The following is a 16018-nucleotide window of genomic DNA, read 5'->3' as shown; positions in this document are numbered from 1 at the left end:
GCCCTGAGCACCGGCGACGACGGCTATGTGCTCAAGACCGCCTCGCCCGAGGAGCTCATGGCCGCACTCCACAAGGTCGCCCACGGCGGGCAGTGGGTCCAGCCCGAGCTGGGGGCCCAGCTGGCCCATTGGGACGAGATCCCCCGCCGCCACAGCTTCGAGTCCATGTGGGACCTGACCCGGCGCGAACAGGAGGTGGTCGAGCTGCTCGCCCTCGGGCACACCAACGCCGAGGTGGCGCACACCCTGGCAATATCTCTGCGCACCGTAGAGGCCCACCGGACCCATCTGATGCAGAAGTTGGGCTTGCGCAGCAGGGTCGAGGTGGTTCAGTTCGTCGTCGACCACCAGCGAGCCCTGGCCGCCAGCTAGGAGCCCGGCCGCCGGGTTTCCCGCATCCAAGCACGCACGGCTTTTGCCGATTCCAAGGAGCCGGCCCCGGCCTTACCCTGCTCGTAGGTAGCGACACGACGCCCACTGCGAGGTCCGGGTGAACCTTCTGGAACTGCTCCACGCGGAGTGTGGCACCAGCCCCTGGCTCGACTGTGTCCGACGCTCCTACCTGCACTCGGGCCGCCTCGGCCATCTGGCCAAGCGCGGGATCCGCGGCGCCATCCGCTCCCCCAGCCTCTTCGAGCACATGGTGTGGGGATCGGCCGAGTACGACGCGCAGATCGCCTCCCTGTCCCGGCGCCACGTGGGCGTGGAGGAGATCTACTGGGAGCTGATCATCTCCGACGTCACCGCCGCCCTCGCCTGGCTGCAGCCGGTCTACGATGCGAGCGGAGGGCATGACGGCTTCATCGTCATCGACCTGCCCCCCGTACTCGCCCACGACACCACCGGTATCATCGCCACTGTCCGGGCGCTGTACACACAGATCCGCCGACCCAACCTCCTCGTCAGGATTCCAGCTACCGACGCCGGCATCAGGGCCCTCACCCGGCTCACCGCCGACGGGCTCGGCGTGGTCGTGGACGTGGTCGCCCCCGCCCGTTACGAACGGGTGATGGAGGCCTACCTGTCCGGGCTGGAGACGTGCCCCGGCCCCCTGGCCGGTGTCCACGGCGTAGCAGCGTTCGATCTGGCCCGGCTGGAGGCGACAGGCCGTGGCGCGCCGGGATACACGGGCGGGCAGGATCTGCCGGCCAGCCCGAACGATGGCGTCACCGTGGCCCGGCGTGCCTACAGCGCGTTCCAGGTCCGATTCAGCGGACCCCGATGGGGGCGGCTGGCCCACCGTGGTGCGACCCCCCAGCGCCCCTTGTGGTTCCCGCCATCCCCCGGGCCGGCGCGGTCTGCGGTCGCCCTGACCCAACAGCTCGCCGGGAGGAACTGCATCGTTGCCGTGAGCGACGACGTGGCGACCGGACTGGAGCGGTACGAGAGCCCGGCGGTAGCACACTGCGGCCTGGAGGATCCAAGCGATGTCGTGGCGCCGATGGACGTGACCGACACAGGAGATGAGGATCTCGTGCGCGCCCAGGAGGCGAACGCTCTGGAAACGTCCCGACGAGCCTATGACGCGGTACTGGCCACGCTTAGAGCCCGGGTGTCCACCTCGGATTGAGGATCCTGCCCGCGCCGAGGTTCAGTTCGCCACCCGGCCGGGCGGCCTCATCCCTCGTGCTCGGCCAACCGCGCCCGCACGATCCGGGCCGCCTCCACCATGTGGACCAGAGCCGGTTCGACCTCGGCGTAGGTGCGAGTCTTGAGACCGCAGTCGGGGTTGACCCAGAGCCGGGCGGCACCCACGGCCTCTGTTGCCGGGCCCAACAGGGCCACCAGCTCCTCGACCGACGGCACACGGGGCGAGTGCACGTCGTAGATACCGGGGCCGATCCCGGAGGCGAGCCCAGAGCCCTCGAGCGACACCAGGAGCTCCATCGATGAGCGCGCTGCCTCGAATGACACCACGTCGGCGTCGAGGGCGGCCACCGCGTCGAGGATGCCGGCGAAGTCCGAGTAGCACATGTGCGTGTGCACCTGGGTGGCGGCTCGGGCGCCTCCGGTGGCGGTGCGGAACGAGTCCACCGCCCAGGCCAGGTAGCCCGGTCGGTCGGCAGCCCGCAGGGGTAGGCCCTCTCGGAAGGCCGGCTCGTCCACCTGGACGATCACCGCGCCAGCCCGCTCCAGGTCCGCCAGCTCGGCCCGCAGGGCCAGCGCCACAAGGCGGGCCGTATCCCCGATGGGCTGGTCGGCCCGAGGAAACGACCACAGCACCATGGTGACGGGTCCGGTCAGCATGGCCTTGACCGGCCGGCGGGTGAGGGAGGAGGCCAAGCGCCACCACTCGACGGTCATCGGGTCCTGCCGCCACACGTCGGCGTGGATGATCGGGGGGCGTACGCAGCGGGTGCCGTAGGACTGGACCCAGCCGGACTCGGTGACGGCGAAGCCGCCGAGCTGCTCGGCGAAGTACTGGACCATGTCGTTCCGCTCGGGCTCGCCGTGGACCAGAACGTCCAGGCCGACCCGTTCCTGCAGGTCGATGACCGCGTCGATCTCGGCCCGCATCCGGGCCTGGTAGTCCGCCGGCCGAATTCGCCCCGAGGCCAGGTCGGCTCGGGCTGCACGCAGCTCGGCGGTCTGGGGGAACGAGCCGATCGTGGTGGTCGGTAGGAGGGGAAGGCCCAGTGCGTCCTGCTGGACCTGCCGCCGCTGCTCCACCGGGGGCCGGACCCAGGCCCCGTCCGGTGCCGTGCCGGTCGTTCCGCTCGAAGCCGGAGCAGAACCCCCGCGTGCCGGGTGTCGCCCCGACGGCACGTCGGCGGAGACGTCCGGCCCCTCTTCGAGGGCGCGGGCCAGGACGCCGACCTCACCCAGCTTCTCGGTGGCGAAGGCCAGCCGAGCGCGCAGCCCCTCGTCCAGCCGTTCCTCGTTGGCCAGGCTGACCGGGACGTGGAGCAGGGAGCACGAGGTCGACACCACCACGTCGGCCAGGTCGGCCACCCTGCGGAGCAGCTCCAGGGACCGCCGGAGATCGTTGGCCCACACGTTGCGCCCGTCGACCACGCCGGCGAACACCGCCTTGTCGGCCAGTGCCGGGCCGGCCGCCTCCAGCAGGGCCAGTCCCTCGGGGCCGGCCACCAGGTCGACGCCCACTCCCTCGACGGGGCTGTCGGCGATGACGCCGAGCGCGTCCCCGGGATGGCCGAAGTAGGTGGAGACCACCAGCGGTGGGCGGTGGGAGAGGCCGCCCAGCCGGGAACAGGCCCGCTGGAGGCCGGCCAGCTCACCAGGGGAGCGGTCGGCGGCGAAGGCCGGCTCGTCCAGCTGCACCCAGGCGGCGCCCCCTTCGGCCAGGCGGGCCAGCACCTGCGCGTACACCTCGAGCAGGTCGTCCAGGAGCGACAAAGGGTCGAAGCGATCCATCCCGGGTTCCGGGCGCGCGAGCAGGAGGAAGCTCACCGGTCCCAGTAGGACCGGCTTCACAGAGACGGCCACCCCGCGGACTTCGGCCAGCTCGTCGAAGGGCTTGGACCCGCCCAGATCGAAGTGGGTGTCCGGGCCCAGCTCGGGCACGATGAAGTGGTAGTTGGTGTCGAACCACTTGGTCATCGCCATAGGGCCCAGGTCGGGCTCTCCCGCCTGCCCGCGCCCGCCCCGGCCCATGGCGAAGTAGGCCGCCAGGTCACCAGTCACGCCCCGGTAGCGGGCTGGCACCGCCCCCATAAGTACGGCGGTGTCCAGGACGTGGTCGTAGAACGAGAAGTCGTTGCAGGGCACGAGGTCGACGCCCGCCGCCGCCATGGCTGCCCAGGTGTCGTGGCGGATGCGCCTCCCGGTCGCCCGCAGCGCCTCGATCCCCACCTCGTCCCGCCAGAAACCTTCGACCGCCGACTTGAGCTCGCGCCGGGCCCCGATGCGGGGAAAGCCGTGCACGCTGGCCCGAGGCCGGGGCTCGCTCACCCCGGCTTCCTACCCCAGGAGTCGTCCGGTCAGGCGGCGCCCGGGGCGGGCACCCGGTTGGGCATACCGCATGATGGGCACCCGACGACCTTCGGGCCGGACCGGGTGGTTCGGGACCTTCGGCTCTGGCAAATTTCTAGCACGGGGTCGATAAACTAGATGTATGCCTATCGAGCCTGTTGTGCTGGACGTACGCCCGATCCTGGCCGCCGGCCAGGAGCCGTTCGAGGCGATCATGGAGGCGGTGGCCGGCCTGGAGCCGGGCCAGCCCATCGTCATCGTGGCCCCCTTCGAGCCGGTCCCGCTGGAGGGGGTGCTCGGATCCCAAGGCTTCATGCACGAGGCCGAGGAGATCGGCGGAGGGGATTGGCGGGTCACCTTCCGCCCGGCGGCATGAGCGGCGTCGACGAACTGGCCCGCGAGGCGGTGCTCGATGCCCTTAGCTGCGTGTACGACCCCGAGCTCGGCCTCGACGTGGTGTCCCTCGGCCTGGTCTACGACGTCCGGGACGAGGATGGCCGGGTGGTGGTGGAGATGACCCTCACCACCCCGGGCTGTCCGGTCTCCGACATGCTGCCGGCCGAGGCCGGCCAGGCGGTAGCCGCTGCCGTCGGGCCCCTCGGCGTGTCCAGCGAGGTCCGGGTGGTTTGGGACCCGCCATGGACGCCCGAGCGGCTCTCACCCGAGGCGGCCGCCTGCCTGGGCTTCACCCCGTCCGCGCGCAGGGTGGGCATCGTGCCTCGGTGAGCCCAGCTGTCGACAGCCCAACCCGGTTGGGCGTCGTCGCTGGCCGGGGCCCAGTGCCGGCGCCGGTGGCGGCCTCGGCGATCCCGGGGAGGCCTTCCGTGGCAACCGGGGGTGGGATGCCCGGCATGCCGGCGAGTGTGCCGCCTCCGGACGTCCCCCTGTCCTTCCTGGCCGCGGGCGGGGTCGGCCTGGTCGGCGCCGGGGTGGCCGTGGCCCTGGTCGGGCGGCACCTGGTGGCCGCCCCCACGGACGACGCGCCGATCGCGGCGGTACACCTCGTGATGCTGGCCTTCCTCAGCACCGGCGTGCTCGGCGCCTTCCACCAGTTCGCCGCCGTCGTCGGTCGGCGCGCCCTGCGCTCGGTCGCTGTCGCTCGCCTGTCGTTCGGGCTGATCGTGGCGGGCTGCTGGGCCCTACCGGCCGGCTTTGCCGCTGGTGCCGACCACGTGGTGGCCGTCGCCGGCGCCGTCCTCACCGTCGGCTTCGCCCTGGCCGCTTGGAACCTCACCGGCCCGCTGTGGGGGCCGGGCCGGGGCCCGTCGGTGACCGGCCTGCGGTTGTCGCTGGCAGGGCTGCTGGCCACGGCCGGCTTCGGTGTGACCTACGCCTTCGACCGTCAGGCGGGCGAGCAATGGTTCGGACTCGATCCACATGTGGTGCTGGCCCATGCCCACATCGGACTCATCGCCTGGCTGGGCCTTACCTATGTGGCCGTAGCCGAGAAGCTCTGGCCGATGTTCCTCCTGGCCCACCGCCCGGGGCGCAGCCCGGGGGCGCTGGCGGTGTGGCTCCTGCCTGCCGGCGTGGTGGTCCTCGTAACAGGGCTCATGGGGGCATGGCGCGGGCCGGTGCTGGCCGGTGCGGTGGTCGTGGCCGCTGGGATGGCGGCGCACGTGGCGTCCTTCTGCGGATTGGTGCGGCACCGGCGCCGCCCCCTCGAGCTCCTCCACGCCTTCGTGCTCACGTCCATGGGGTTCCTCGCGGCGGCGGCGGCCTTCGCCGCCGTTGCCGGGCTGGCGCCGATCGGCACGGCCGTACGTAGTCGGATGGTCAGTGCCGAGGTGGCCGCCCTGGCCGCCTGGCTGGGTCTCGCCCTCGTCGGCCACGCCCACAAGGTCGTCCCGTTCATCAGCTGGGGGATCCTGCGCGCGCGGGGGATCAAGACCGGTGCTGACGGAAGGCCGCTCCTGTTCACCCACCTGTGGGACCGACGCGCCGGACGGCTCACCTACCTGGCCGCCACGGCCGGCTTTGTGGGCGTGGTCACCGGCCTGGCCGGCGGCTGGGCGGATCCGGTGACGGCCGGGGGAGCCGCGCTGGCCGTCGCCGGGGCCACGGCGCTGGCCAATCTGGGGCTCGGACCGGGAAGAGCAGCCCGGGGTGCTGTGGTGGTTGCGACGAGAACTTCCCAGAGTTAATCTATGAAGTGCTAGAAAAAAGGTTCTGACCCAATCAGGAGGCATGCCATGGCGGAAAGAGACGAGGAGGCCGGCCGGGCCATCCGGGCTCACCACGAGGAGCTGCTGGAGGGGGTGCGCGCCAAGACGGCGGCCCTGGCCGGAACGGCGGCAGCCGGAGAGGCCTTCGATCACCCGCGAGCCGAGCTGATCGCCTACCTGGCCGGCGAGGTGCTGCCCCACGCCGCCGCTGAGGAGGGAACCATCTACCGGGCCGTCGCTGCCGGCTTGACGGAAACGGTCGATGCGATGGTGGCGGAGCACCGGCTGCTCGAAGCCAAAGCCGAGGCGCTGGCCTCGGTCGAGGATCCCCAGGCATGCGCCACCCTGGCATGCGAGTTCTCCGACCTGTTCGCCCGGCATGTGGCCGACGAGAACGACGTCCTCCTGCCCGCACTGCTCCGCTCTGACACCACGTCACTGGCGGACGTCCTCGGCGACATGGCGCGGGCCTTCTCCGCCGCCAAGGCCGGTCCCGGGTCCCCCCACGGAGCCGAAGCGGTGCTCTCCGTCGCACTGTCCGATGCGCTGGTCGGCCTGGCTCGCGCCGGGGGCGGCGACGAAGCGTGCCGGCAAGCTGCCGCTACCTGGTCCCAGGTCCGCCACGACCATCCCCGGCTGGCCGTGGCCCTCACTGCCCTGCTGCACCGGCTGGCCCGCTTCCAACCCCACGACCCCGGGCCGGAACATGAGATGCAGGTCGTGGGTGGCGACGATCCCGCGCTCGACGTGCGCCGCCTGGCGCCCGCCCAGCGCCACCAGTTGATCTTCACCACCTGGTCCGCCCTGGCCCCAGCCGCCGCCTTCGTGCTGGTCAATGACCACGACCCCAAGCCGCTGCGCTACCAGTTCGCCGCCGAGCACCCCGATGAGTTCAGCTGGGACTACCTCGAAGCCGGACCCAAGGTCTGGAAGGTTCGGATCGGGCGGACCCCTACCTCGGCGGTGGCCTGACGATGGGGGGGACGTTGACCCTGGTGGACCGCTCGATAGGCGAGGACGATCCGCTCATCGGCCCGGCCGAGGTGCGCAACCGTTTCGACGGCCGGTGGGGGCACGGCTTCCGCGTGGTGGCGGCCCAACCGGGGCAGCACGGGCGCCGCTACCGGGTGGCGCGTTGCTCCGATGGGACCGTGTTGCCCGGAACCCTTTCGGCCAGCGAGGTCCGTCCCGACGTCAGCCGATGACCGGGGCACCGATCGTCATCATCGGCGGCGGACTGGCCGGCGCCAAGGCGGCCGAGTCGCTCCGAGGATGGGGTTACGAAGAGCGCATCACGCTGGTCACCGGCGAGCCGCTTCGTCCTTACGAGCGGCCTGCTCTGTCCAAGTCCTACCTACGGGGGCGTTCCGGCTTCGACGACACCGCCGTGCACGCCGAGCGCTGGTACGCCGGCCACGGCGTCGAGTTGCTGACCTCCACCCGGGCCGTCGCCCTCGACCCCGCTGCCCGGCGCGTGAGGCTCGAACCGGGTGGCACCATCACCTATGACCAGCTGCTGCTGGCCACCGGTGCCCACCCGCGACGCCTCACGGTCCCCGGCTCCGGCCTCGAGGGCGTCTACCACCTCCGCACGGTTGCAGACGCCGATGCCATCCGGGCCGCGGCAATGCCGGGGCGGCGGGCCATCGTGGTCGGCGCCGGCTGGATCGGCACCGAGGTGGCTGCATCCCTGCGACGCCTCGGCCTGGAGATCGCCCTGGTCTTTCGCTCCGGCGTGCCCTTCGCCCGTTCCCTCGGCGCCGACATAGGCGCGGTCTTCGCCGACCTCCACGCCGAACACGGCGTGGCCCTGCACCCCGGCGTCACCGTCACGGCGGTGCGCGGCCGCTCGGCCGTGGAAGGCGTCGAGCTGTCCAACGGCACCATCCTCGACGCGGACCTGGTCGTGGCCGGCCTCGGGGTCGAGCCGGCCGTTGAGCTGGCCCAGGCGGCCGGGCTGAAGGTAGCCGGCGGCGTCCTGACCGACGCCGGCCTGGCCACCAGCGCGCCCGGCGTGTACGCCGCGGGTGACGTGGCCAGCGTCGAGCACCCCGTGTTCGGCACCCGGGTCCGGTCCGAACACTGGTGGTCCGCCCTCACCCAACCACCGGTGGCCGCCGCCAACATGCTCGGGCACCCCGCTGCCTACGACTGGATCCCGACCTTCACCTCCAAGCAGTACGACGTCATGGTCGAATACACCGGACACGCACCCGGGTGCGACACCGTCGTGTTCCGAGGCGCACCCGAGAGCCGCCATTTCGCCGCCTTCTGGATCGACGGCGGCAGGGTCGCCGCCGGCATGACGGTCGGCATCCCCGGCCTCGAACGACACATCCGCGCCCTCGTCAGTAGGGGCACCCCCGTATCACTGGCTGCCCTTGCCGACGAGGATGCCAGCTTGGCCGACCTGGCCGCCACCGCCACTCGAGCAAAGGAGCAACTCATGGCCCACGAGCACCAGCACCCGGAGATCACCGAAGGCCTCCGCCAGTGGTACGACGCCTGTCCCTGCTGCATGAGCCAGGCACTACCCGAGGTCAAGCAGGCCCTCGACGAAGAGCGGGCCACTGCCAGCACCCATTCGGCTCACTGATGCTGAGATCTCCTCCCACCTCGGCATGAGCAGGCCGGACCGTGTGCCGGAATATTGTCGCAGTGCGCGTCAACAGACGGTACAGGTGCTGATCGCAGGAGCGCCGAAGTGCCGATGCTGGTCGGGTCGGCGGTGGGTCGGTCCCACCGGAAATCACTGGGATGAGCGATACCGCGCGGCCGGGGCGAGAGTGCAGATCCGGGGCGGAGCCACCTCGGGCGCAATGTTCTTCGCGGCGCCCGCAATTGGCGGTCGGGACGTCTTTGCTTGTCCCGGCAGCCCGGAATTGCGGCACATAACCCGCTTTGGTTCACACAGCACTAAGTGCGGTCGGTGAGCAAGAGGCGAAACCGGCGTCCAGGATAGTTCCGAAGGGAGCTTCGATGAACGCGACGCTGGCGGATCGGAAACGCGGCCTTACAACGAAGGCGCGCAGGATGGGCATCATTACAGCTGCAATTGGTGGGTTGGTCGGCATGGGTAGCTCAGCTGCTTTCGCGAGTGGCGGCACCGTGAGCTGGAAGGGGCAGACGTGGGACGTGTCCTCCAACGCCAGCGCCACCGCCGCACCGGACGGCAGCCAGGTGACCATCACGCGTGACAGCGGCACAGCTGATGCGACGCTGCACGTGAACCGGCTAGTGCCTTTGGTGGGCACCGACTCATTCGTGAACCAGTACGGAACACCCTGGATCCAGGTGTCCTACCTCGACAACGGAGCTTCGCGTGGGGTCGACTTCCTTGTCGACGACGAGGTGACCACGGGCAACCCCCGCCTGCAGGCGGGGTCTCTGTTCAGCGCGGACAGCATCGGTTGGGCAAGGGACAACGCCAATGCAGTTGCCGATCCCCCGGTATTCGCCGTCCCCGGTAGCCGGACGGCCGGTACCGCCCACACCATCTACGTGGGCGAGCGGCCTGATGGCACGATCGACTACAACGTTGACGGCATCTGGTACTCCTCGACCGAGTTCAAGGACCACGGCGAGCATATGAACTTCAACGACGTATACCTGCGGTTGCGCGGGAACTTCGGCACGACCGCCACGTTCACCGATCTCCAGTATGGCGATCAGCACGTGTCTTCCAAGGACGGCTGCAAGAACGGCGGCTGGCAAACCGGCTCCGTGTACAAGAACCAGGGTGAATGCGTGAGTCATTTCGCGAGCAGCAAGTAGGCAACAGCAGAGACGTCTAGGAGTAGTCGTCGTCCGTGGTGTCCACCGACCGTCCCAGAACGACGCCGTGAACGCGCGGCGAAGCTTCGTTCCCGAGGTGGCGCCTCGCGGACCTCGACCGTGGTGGGCATGCTGATCATCCCCCGGAATCGCCGTACAGGAGCATGTCGCCGAGTCTGGCGACCCGGATGTCCCAGCCCAGCCGACCGAGCCGGTCCTCGAGCTCCTCGACGTTCCAGAAGACCTTCACGACGTCGTACTCCCGCCCGTCGGCCAGCACCCGCCGGACGACTGGAACTCCTTCCACCAGCCGAGGGTCATCGACAACTCCGCTCGCCCGGTGGTCCTCGTCCACGAAGACTACCCGCCCGCCGGGCGCCAGACAGCTTTTCACCTTCTCCCAGAAGCGCTCGAACGCCGGCGGCGGGACATGCGAGAGCCACATCCCGAAGAACACGAGGTCGTGCCTGTGCTCGGGAACCCAGTCGAACACGTCAGCCTCTACGTTGACGATGCGGGGGTCGTCCACTTCGCGACGCGCCCGGGTGGCCACGGCGCCGGCCAGCTCCCAGGGAAGATCGTAGGGCAGCCGGGCTCGCGCCAAGCCGACGATGGCCACGGTGCCTCCGGGGCGCAACAGGTCGATCATGCGGACCAGCCCCACTTCCTCGTCCATGTGGTGAAGGCCGGAGACGCAGGAGATGAAGTCGAAGGAGGCGGGCCTGAACGGATGGTTGAGAAGGTCGGCCTGCACGTACCCGACGCCTCCGACGGCGTGGTGGCTCCGCGCCGCTGAGATGCTCTCCTCATCGGGATCGAGGCCGACGACGTTGCTCACCCGCCCGGTGAGCTCCCCCACCAGCCACCCTTCGCCGCAACCCACCTCGAGGGCGTCCGTGGCCCCGGCGGGGACGAGGTCCAGGAGCTGGAGCCCGTAGTGGATGTTGTGGTTCCACCGCTGCCGTCCCACCCCGGGGATCGACGCTGGGAGGTCCCGATCGACCATCCCCAATCGTGACAGGGGGTGGCGTCGCTCGCCGCCGCCCTCGCGGGGCGATGATCGTCTGACCCCAGGGGCTAAGCGAAGGCGACCCGGTCGCCGAGCGAGATGTCACCCGGAACCTCGACCTCGGCGTAAACACCGAGACAAGCGTCGGACTCCGTGGTCAGCGCCGCCAGCAGTCCCGGGAGGAACGGGAGCCCGTCCTGGGCCAGGGTCGGCATGACGCAGCGCTCTACGCGTTGGGTGACCCGGAACACGCAGGCGCCGACCTGCAGCCTCCTGCCCACCCAGTCGTCCTCCGTTCGGTCGGTGCCCTCCACCCCGATCACGACGTTGGGCCGGAAGCGCGCCGCGGCATCGTCGAAGCCGGGTCGCAGGGCGGCAGCCCAGCGCAGCGAAGCCGTTGTCATCAGGTGGAGCGGAGCAACGTCCTTGTGGGCCACTCCGGCCTCCCGCCGGATCTCGATCGGCTCACCGACCACCTCGCTCACGGCCTTCCAGGCGGCCGGATCGGTGGCCGGAAAGGTCCACGCGTTGAGCAGGCCCACATAGACGGCGCCTTCCTCTGCCCATGCCTGCAGGTCCAGCAGGTGTGGCATCCGGCGGAACCGGCGGGTGGTCTTGCCGCTGGCGATCTTCCCGTCCTGCCCGTAGACGGCGTACGAGCGGTCATGCTCGACGCCGAGGTCCGTTATCCGGACATGGCCCGACCACCGGCCCCGCAGCGACTTCACCGGATAGCAGGCGACCCGCTCGACCGCTCCCAGAGCCGTCCCTGACATCCCCAGAGGGTACGAACAGGCGGCGGTGGCGGACACGGAGCATCAGATGTTGCGGACTCCGGGGCCGGAGCCGCCGGCGCGGCGTGGGTTCGACGGCTTGGACGTCCCGGACAGGGTCCCGCCGGCCGATCTCGGCCCCGGGTCGCTGACTGGCAAAAGCTGTGGATCAGGCATCGATAGGTTGTATTCACAGGCGCAGACCGGCTATCAGACCGTATTCGCGAGTTAACATTGCAGCAGTGCCCTCCTTCACCATCGGCCAGGCGGCGGAGCTGCTGGGAGTCAGCCCCGACACCGTGCGGCGCTGGGTCGACGGTGGACAGCTCCCCGCCACCCGTTCCGCCGGCGGCCGGCGTCGCCTCGACGGGGTGGCCCTGGCGCGGTTCTCGGCCCAGCGGGCGGGAGGGGCCAGTGCGCCCCCGGTGGCGGAATCGGCCCGGAACCACTTCCCGGGCCTGGTCACCAAGGTGACCAAGGACAAGGTCATGGCCCAGGTCGAGATCCAGGCCGGCCCGTTCCGGGTGGTGTCGCTGATGAGCAGGGAGGCGGCCGACGAGCTGGGCCTGGCCCCCGGGGTCATGGCGGTCGCCTCGGTGAAGTCGACGAACGTCGTGGTGGAGATCCCCGACGTCTGAGAGAAGGAGAGCCGCGTCCATGGGCTCACGCTCGAGGACCGTCGGGGCCGCCGCCCTGGCCGTCTGTTCGCTGTCACTGGCAGCCTGCGGGTCCAGCCGCTCCTCGAGCGTGGCGGCCACGACGACGTCCACCGCGGCCGGGTCGACCACGACAACGCCGGCACCGATCACCGGCAGCCTGGCCGTCTTTGCCGCCGCTTCGCTCACCGGGGCCTTCAACTCGGCCAAGACCACCCTCACCGGCGCCAACTCCGGTCTGGATCTGACCTACAACTTCGCCGGCTCCAACGCCCTGGTGACTCAGATCCAACAGGGCGCCCCTGCCGACGTCTTCGCCTCGGCCGACACCAAGAACATGGACAAGCTGGTCTCGGCCGGTCTGGTGGAAACGCCGGTGACCTTCGCCCGGAACAAGCTCGAGATTGCTGTAGCCCCCGGCAACCCGAGGCACATCACCGGCCTGACCGATCTGGCCCGGTCCGGCGTCACGGTGGTGCTCGAGGCGGTCGGGGTCCCGGCGGGGGACTACACCCGCTCCGTGCTGGCGTCGCAGCGCATCACCGTCGATCCGAAGTCGCTCGAGACCGACGTCAAGTCGGCGCTGGCCAAGGTGACCTCGGGAGAGGCCGACGCGACGGTGGTGTACGTGACCGACGTGACCGCGGCGGGATCGTCGGTCGAAGGCGTGACCGTCCCGGACTCGCTGCAGCCGGACATCACCTATCCCATTGCCGTGTTGAAGGCCACCGAGAACCACGCCGCCGCCCAGGCGTTCGTGGACTCGGCCGTCTCCGGCGACGTGCAGAAGGCCCTGGAGGCCGGCGGTTTCCTCCCCCCGCAGTAGCCGGAGCGCGCTGATCCAGGCTGCGGCCCCCGCGGTACTCGCCGCCGGGGCCGTGGTCATGATCGTCCTGCCCCTGGTGGGGCTGCTGGAACGGGTCTCCTGGTCGACGCTCCTGTCGGACCTGTCGGCGCACGACGCCTACGTGGCCCTGCGGCTGTCGCTCGAGACCTCTCTGGGGGCCCTGGCCATCGCCCTGGTGCTGGGGCTGCCCCTCGCCTGGATCCTGGCCCGCCGCCGGTTCCCGGGGCGGTCGGTCCTACGGGGGCTGGTGACGCTGCCGATGGTTCTTCCCCCCGTGGTCGGGGGCATCGCCCTGCTCTATGCGTTCGGCCGGCGGGGGCTGGCGGGCCAGCTCATCTACAACCTGACCGGGTGGCGGTTCGTGTTCAACACCTCGGGCGCCATCCTGGCCGAGGCGTTCGTGTCGATGCCCTTCCTGATCGTCACGGCCGAGGCGGCCTTCCGGTCGATGGACCGACGGGGCGAAGAGGCCGCCGCCACGCTGGGGGCGGGCCCCGCCTACCGGTTCCGACGGGTCACCCTGCCGGCCGTGGCCCCGGCCCTGGCCGCGGGAGCGGCTCTCACCTGGGCGCGGGCCCTCGGAGAGTTCGGGGCCACGATCACCTTTGCGGGCAACCTCCCCGGGTCCACCCAGACGACTCCCTTGCTCATCTATCTGGACATCGAATCTGGTCACGAAGCCACCGCCCTGGCCCTGTCCCTGGTGCTTCTGGCCGTGTCGCTCGGAGTCTTGGTCGGGCTCCGGGACCGCTGGCTCGGCAACCCGTGAGCCTGTGCGCCCGGGTCGACCTGACCCTCGGCACTCTTCGGCTGTGCGTCGACCTCGACGTGGACAACAGCGCGGCCGTGGCCATCGTCGGGCCCAACGGCGCGGGCAAGACCACCCTCCTGCGCGCCCTGGCGGGCCTGGTTCCCCTCGACGCCGGTGCCGTGGCGGTCGACGGCACGGTGGTCGAGGACCCCTCCCGGCAGGTGAGGATGCCGCCCGAGCAGCGCCGCCTCGGCGTCGTGTTCCAGGAGCCGCGCCTGTTCGACAACCTCTCGGCCCTGGAGAACGTGGCCTTCGGCCTGCGGGCGCGAGGCGTCCCTCGAGCCGAAGCCCGTACGCGGGCGTCGACCTGGCTCGAGCGGGTCGGCATCCCCCAGGTCGCCCGCCTCCGCCCCCGCCAGCTGTCCGGGGGCCAGGCCCAGCGCGTGGCGCTGGCCCGGGCGCTGGTGGGCGAACCCACGGTCCTCCTGCTGGACGAACCGCTGGCCGCGGTGGACGCCTCCGCCCGGGCCGAGCTCCGCCAGCTCCTCCGTCACGAGCTGGCCCGCTACCCCGGATCTCGCATGGTCGTCACCCACGATCCGATCGAGGCCGCCGCACTGGCCGAGCGGCTCGTCGTGATCGAGGACGGTCGGGTGAGCCAGGAGGGGCCGCTGGTCGACGTGACCGCCCGGCCTCGCTCGGCGTGGGTGGCGACCATGGTCGGGCTCAACCTCTTCCAGGGCCGGGCCTCGGGGACCACCGTCCGGCTCGACAGCGGCGCCCTCCTGACCACGGCGGCCCCCCTCGAGGGCTCCTCGTTCGTGGCGTTCCGGCCCAATGCGGTCACCCTCCACCGCCGACCCCCCGAGGGCAGCGCCCGGAACGTGTGGGCCGGGGCCGTGGCCGAGCTGTACCCGGCGGGGGACCGGGCCCGAGTACGGATAACCGGCGAGGTCCCGCTCGTTGCCGAGGTCACCGCCGGCGCGGTGGCCGAGCTGGCCCTCGCCGACCACGGTCGCGTGTGGGTGTCGGTGAAAGCGACGGACATCGAGGCGTACCCGGCGTGAAGAACTCCTCCGGTGGTCAACGGCCGTCTGGCAGGTGAGGCGGGGCCGCCCGCGCCCGCCGCAAGGCCATGCGGACAAGGGGCCGGTGCAAGAGCGACACCGGTGGCCAGATGAGCCGAGCGCTGAGCCGCTCGTAGAAGACGAGCGTCGACCACACGAGTCGACCGCTGTCCTTCACGAACGTGTTGTAGGCCTGGAGGAACCGGGACCGGAGCTCGCATGCCGTTGCGTCCGGGCGGCTCGCGACGATCCGCCATCCGAGAATGTGGTCCATCGACCCACGCGGGCCCAGACGCAGTCCGAGCACGAAGCGCCAGCCCAGCACCATGAACCAGCGCATCGGTGCCGGTGCTCCCTCCCACGCCTCCCGCGCCCACTCCTCCGAGGTCCGATCGTCGTCAGCGGCGATGTCGACGGCGTACGCGCACGCGAAGTTCGCTTCTCCGACCCTGAACGGCGTGGTCGTGACCGGAGCGGTCTGCCTCGGCGTCGTTCCCAACCGTCTCATTCTGGACAGCGTGCCCGAAGCGCCCCTCCAGGCGCACGCCCCGCCCCCGTCCACCGGACCGATACCGGGCGGGGCTCACCGACCGGGTGTTGAATGGGCCAGTGGGCTCCGACACCTCCGACACCTCCGCCAACAAGAAAGTGGTGCAGCAGTTCTGGGACGCCCTGGCGGCCCGGGACTGGGAGGCCATGAAGTCTCTGCTCGCCGAGGACGCCCACTACACCGACGTCGGTACGCCCGGTCCGGGAGGGACCGGACCCGAAGGCGTGATCGCCCGGCTGAAGATCGGCCTCGAGCCCCTGGACGGCTACACCCACCTACCCGGGGCGCACATGATCGGTGAGGGTGACCTGGTGATGACCGAGCACACCGAGCGCTGGACCTTCCACACCGGGGAGGTCATCGACCACTCCTTCGTGTCGGTCACCGCCCTCCGCGACGGGCGGATCTGCCGTTGGCACGACTACTCGAACATCCCGCACATCACGGACAATGCCCCGGCGTGGTGGCTGGAACGGATCAGCAACGCCGCTCG

18 protein-coding genes are annotated in these 16018 nt (G+C 70.6%); 14 read left to right on the top strand and 4 right to left on the bottom strand.

Annotated features, from left to right (window positions below; translation table 11 throughout):
• Together VFW24_01280 and VFW24_01275 are read left to right on the top strand one after the other, a co-directional pair.
• The coding region (locus VFW24_01280; GenBank protein HEX5265382.1) for a response regulator transcription factor at nt 1-372 on the top strand (372 nt) is incomplete at its 5' end.
• A 118-nt stretch (nt 373-490) separates the two neighbouring features.
• A complete protein-coding gene (locus VFW24_01275) occupies nt 491-1570 on the top strand; it encodes a transaldolase family protein (GenBank protein HEX5265381.1) in 1080 nt (359 codons plus the stop codon).
• Nucleotides 1571-1617: 47 nt separating this feature from the next.
• Here VFW24_01275 and metE read toward each other — a convergent pair whose 3' ends face one another.
• Nucleotides 1618-3912: a 5-methyltetrahydropteroyltriglutamate--homocysteine S-methyltransferase gene (metE, locus tag VFW24_01270; protein HEX5265380.1), complete on the bottom strand. Its 2295-nt coding sequence runs from the start codon at nt 3910-3912 to the stop codon at nt 1618-1620.
• A gap of 181 nt (nt 3913-4093) precedes the next feature.
• Between metE and VFW24_01265 the strand changes: the two genes are divergently transcribed.
• From VFW24_01265 to VFW24_01235, 7 genes are all read left to right on the top strand, one after another.
• The gene (locus tag VFW24_01265; GenBank protein HEX5265379.1) at nt 4094-4309 is read left to right on the top strand and encodes a DUF2249 domain-containing protein; all 216 of its coding nucleotides are present in this window, start codon (nt 4094-4096) and stop codon (nt 4307-4309) included.
• Complete coding sequence (locus VFW24_01260; GenBank protein ID HEX5265378.1) at nt 4306-4659, top strand: metal-sulfur cluster assembly factor; 354 nt, start codon at nt 4306-4308, stop codon at nt 4657-4659. Before VFW24_01265 ends, VFW24_01260 begins: the two co-directional genes overlap by 4 nt.
• 125 nt (nt 4660-4784) lie before the next feature.
• Entirely contained in the window at nt 4785-6077 is a 1293-nt protein-coding gene (locus VFW24_01255; GenBank protein HEX5265377.1) for a hypothetical protein, read from the top strand.
• 48 nt (nt 6078-6125) lie between these two features.
• On the top strand, nt 6126-7070 hold the full coding sequence (locus VFW24_01250) for a DUF2249 domain-containing protein (GenBank protein ID HEX5265376.1): 945 nt from the start codon (nt 6126-6128) through the stop codon (nt 7068-7070).
• A 14-nt stretch (nt 7071-7084) separates the two neighbouring features.
• Nucleotides 7085-7303 (top strand): hypothetical protein, encoded by a 219-nt coding sequence (locus VFW24_01245; protein HEX5265375.1) that lies wholly within the window; start codon nt 7085-7087, stop codon nt 7301-7303.
• On the top strand, nt 7300-8694 hold the full coding sequence (locus VFW24_01240) for an FAD-dependent oxidoreductase (GenBank protein ID HEX5265374.1): 1395 nt from the start codon (nt 7300-7302) through the stop codon (nt 8692-8694). The genes VFW24_01245 and VFW24_01240 overlap by 4 nt, the downstream gene beginning before the upstream one ends.
• Nucleotides 8695-9077: 383 nt before the next feature.
• On the top strand, nt 9078-9872 hold the full coding sequence (locus tag VFW24_01235; GenBank protein ID HEX5265373.1) for a hypothetical protein: 795 nt from the start codon (nt 9078-9080) through the stop codon (nt 9870-9872).
• 136 nt (nt 9873-10008) lie between these two features.
• On the opposite strand, the gene VFW24_01230 is transcribed toward VFW24_01235, so the two are convergent.
• Nucleotides 10009-10878 (bottom strand): class I SAM-dependent methyltransferase, encoded by an 870-nt coding sequence (locus VFW24_01230; protein HEX5265372.1) that lies wholly within the window; start codon nt 10876-10878, stop codon nt 10009-10011.
• A 71-nt stretch (nt 10879-10949) separates the two neighbouring features.
• Complete coding sequence (locus VFW24_01225; protein ID HEX5265371.1) at nt 10950-11657, bottom strand: MOSC domain-containing protein; 708 nt, start codon at nt 11655-11657, stop codon at nt 10950-10952.
• A 239-nt stretch (nt 11658-11896) separates the two neighbouring features.
• On the opposite strand from VFW24_01225, the gene VFW24_01220 reads away from it, so the two are divergent.
• From VFW24_01220 to VFW24_01205, 4 genes are read left to right on the top strand one after another with little or no spacing between them, the layout of a single operon-like run.
• Nucleotides 11897-12292: a TOBE domain-containing protein gene (locus VFW24_01220; protein HEX5265370.1), complete on the top strand. Its 396-nt coding sequence runs from the start codon at nt 11897-11899 to the stop codon at nt 12290-12292.
• Between the two features lie 19 nt (nt 12293-12311).
• A complete protein-coding gene (modA, locus tag VFW24_01215) occupies nt 12312-13136 on the top strand; it encodes a molybdate ABC transporter substrate-binding protein (protein ID HEX5265369.1) in 825 nt (274 codons plus the stop codon).
• 58 nt (nt 13137-13194) lie between these two features.
• Entirely contained in the window at nt 13195-13926 is a 732-nt protein-coding gene (locus VFW24_01210; GenBank protein ID HEX5265368.1) for an ABC transporter permease, read from the top strand.
• Nucleotides 13923-14975, top strand: coding sequence for an ABC transporter ATP-binding protein (locus tag VFW24_01205; protein HEX5265367.1), 1053 nt, complete (start codon nt 13923-13925; stop codon nt 14973-14975). Before VFW24_01210 ends, VFW24_01205 begins: the two co-directional genes overlap by 4 nt.
• A 16-nt stretch (nt 14976-14991) precedes the next feature.
• Here VFW24_01205 and VFW24_01200 read toward each other — a convergent pair whose 3' ends face one another.
• Nucleotides 14992-15483: a DUF2867 domain-containing protein gene (locus tag VFW24_01200; GenBank protein HEX5265366.1), complete on the bottom strand. Its 492-nt coding sequence runs from the start codon at nt 15481-15483 to the stop codon at nt 14992-14994.
• Nucleotides 15484-15584: 101 nt separating this feature from the next.
• Between VFW24_01200 and VFW24_01195 the strand changes: the two genes are divergently transcribed.
• Nucleotides 15585-16018, top strand: a 434-nt coding sequence (locus VFW24_01195; GenBank protein ID HEX5265365.1) for a nuclear transport factor 2 family protein, incomplete at its 3' end; no start/stop codon positions are given.

The organism is Acidimicrobiales bacterium (assembly GCA_036273495.1).
GTDB lineage: Bacteria > Actinomycetota > Acidimicrobiia > Acidimicrobiales > JAJPHE01 > DASSEU01.
Note: the sequence above shows the minus strand (reverse complement) of the source record. Positions and strands in the feature narration are given on the sequence as shown.

Coding starts and splice junctions, on each gene's coding strand:
- VFW24_01200 (HEX5265366.1), bottom strand. CDS start 15,483: ATGAGACGGTTGGGAACGACGCCGAGGCAGACCGCTCCGGTCACGACC.
- VFW24_01240 (HEX5265374.1), top strand. CDS start 7,300: ATGACCGGGGCACCGATCGTCATCATCGGCGGCGGACTGGCCGGCGCC.
- VFW24_01255 (HEX5265377.1), top strand. CDS start 4,785: ATGCCGGCGAGTGTGCCGCCTCCGGACGTCCCCCTGTCCTTCCTGGCC.
- VFW24_01235 (HEX5265373.1), top strand. CDS start 9,078: ATGAACGCGACGCTGGCGGATCGGAAACGCGGCCTTACAACGAAGGCG.
- VFW24_01260 (HEX5265378.1), top strand. CDS start 4,306: ATGAGCGGCGTCGACGAACTGGCCCGCGAGGCGGTGCTCGATGCCCTT.
- VFW24_01250 (HEX5265376.1), top strand. CDS start 6,126: ATGGCGGAAAGAGACGAGGAGGCCGGCCGGGCCATCCGGGCTCACCAC.
- VFW24_01225 (HEX5265371.1), bottom strand. CDS start 11,657: ATGTCAGGGACGGCTCTGGGAGCGGTCGAGCGGGTCGCCTGCTATCCG.
- modA (HEX5265369.1), top strand. CDS start 12,312: ATGGGCTCACGCTCGAGGACCGTCGGGGCCGCCGCCCTGGCCGTCTGT.
- VFW24_01230 (HEX5265372.1), bottom strand. CDS start 10,878: ATGGTCGATCGGGACCTCCCAGCGTCGATCCCCGGGGTGGGACGGCAG.
- VFW24_01210 (HEX5265368.1), top strand. CDS start 13,195: ATGATCGTCCTGCCCCTGGTGGGGCTGCTGGAACGGGTCTCCTGGTCG.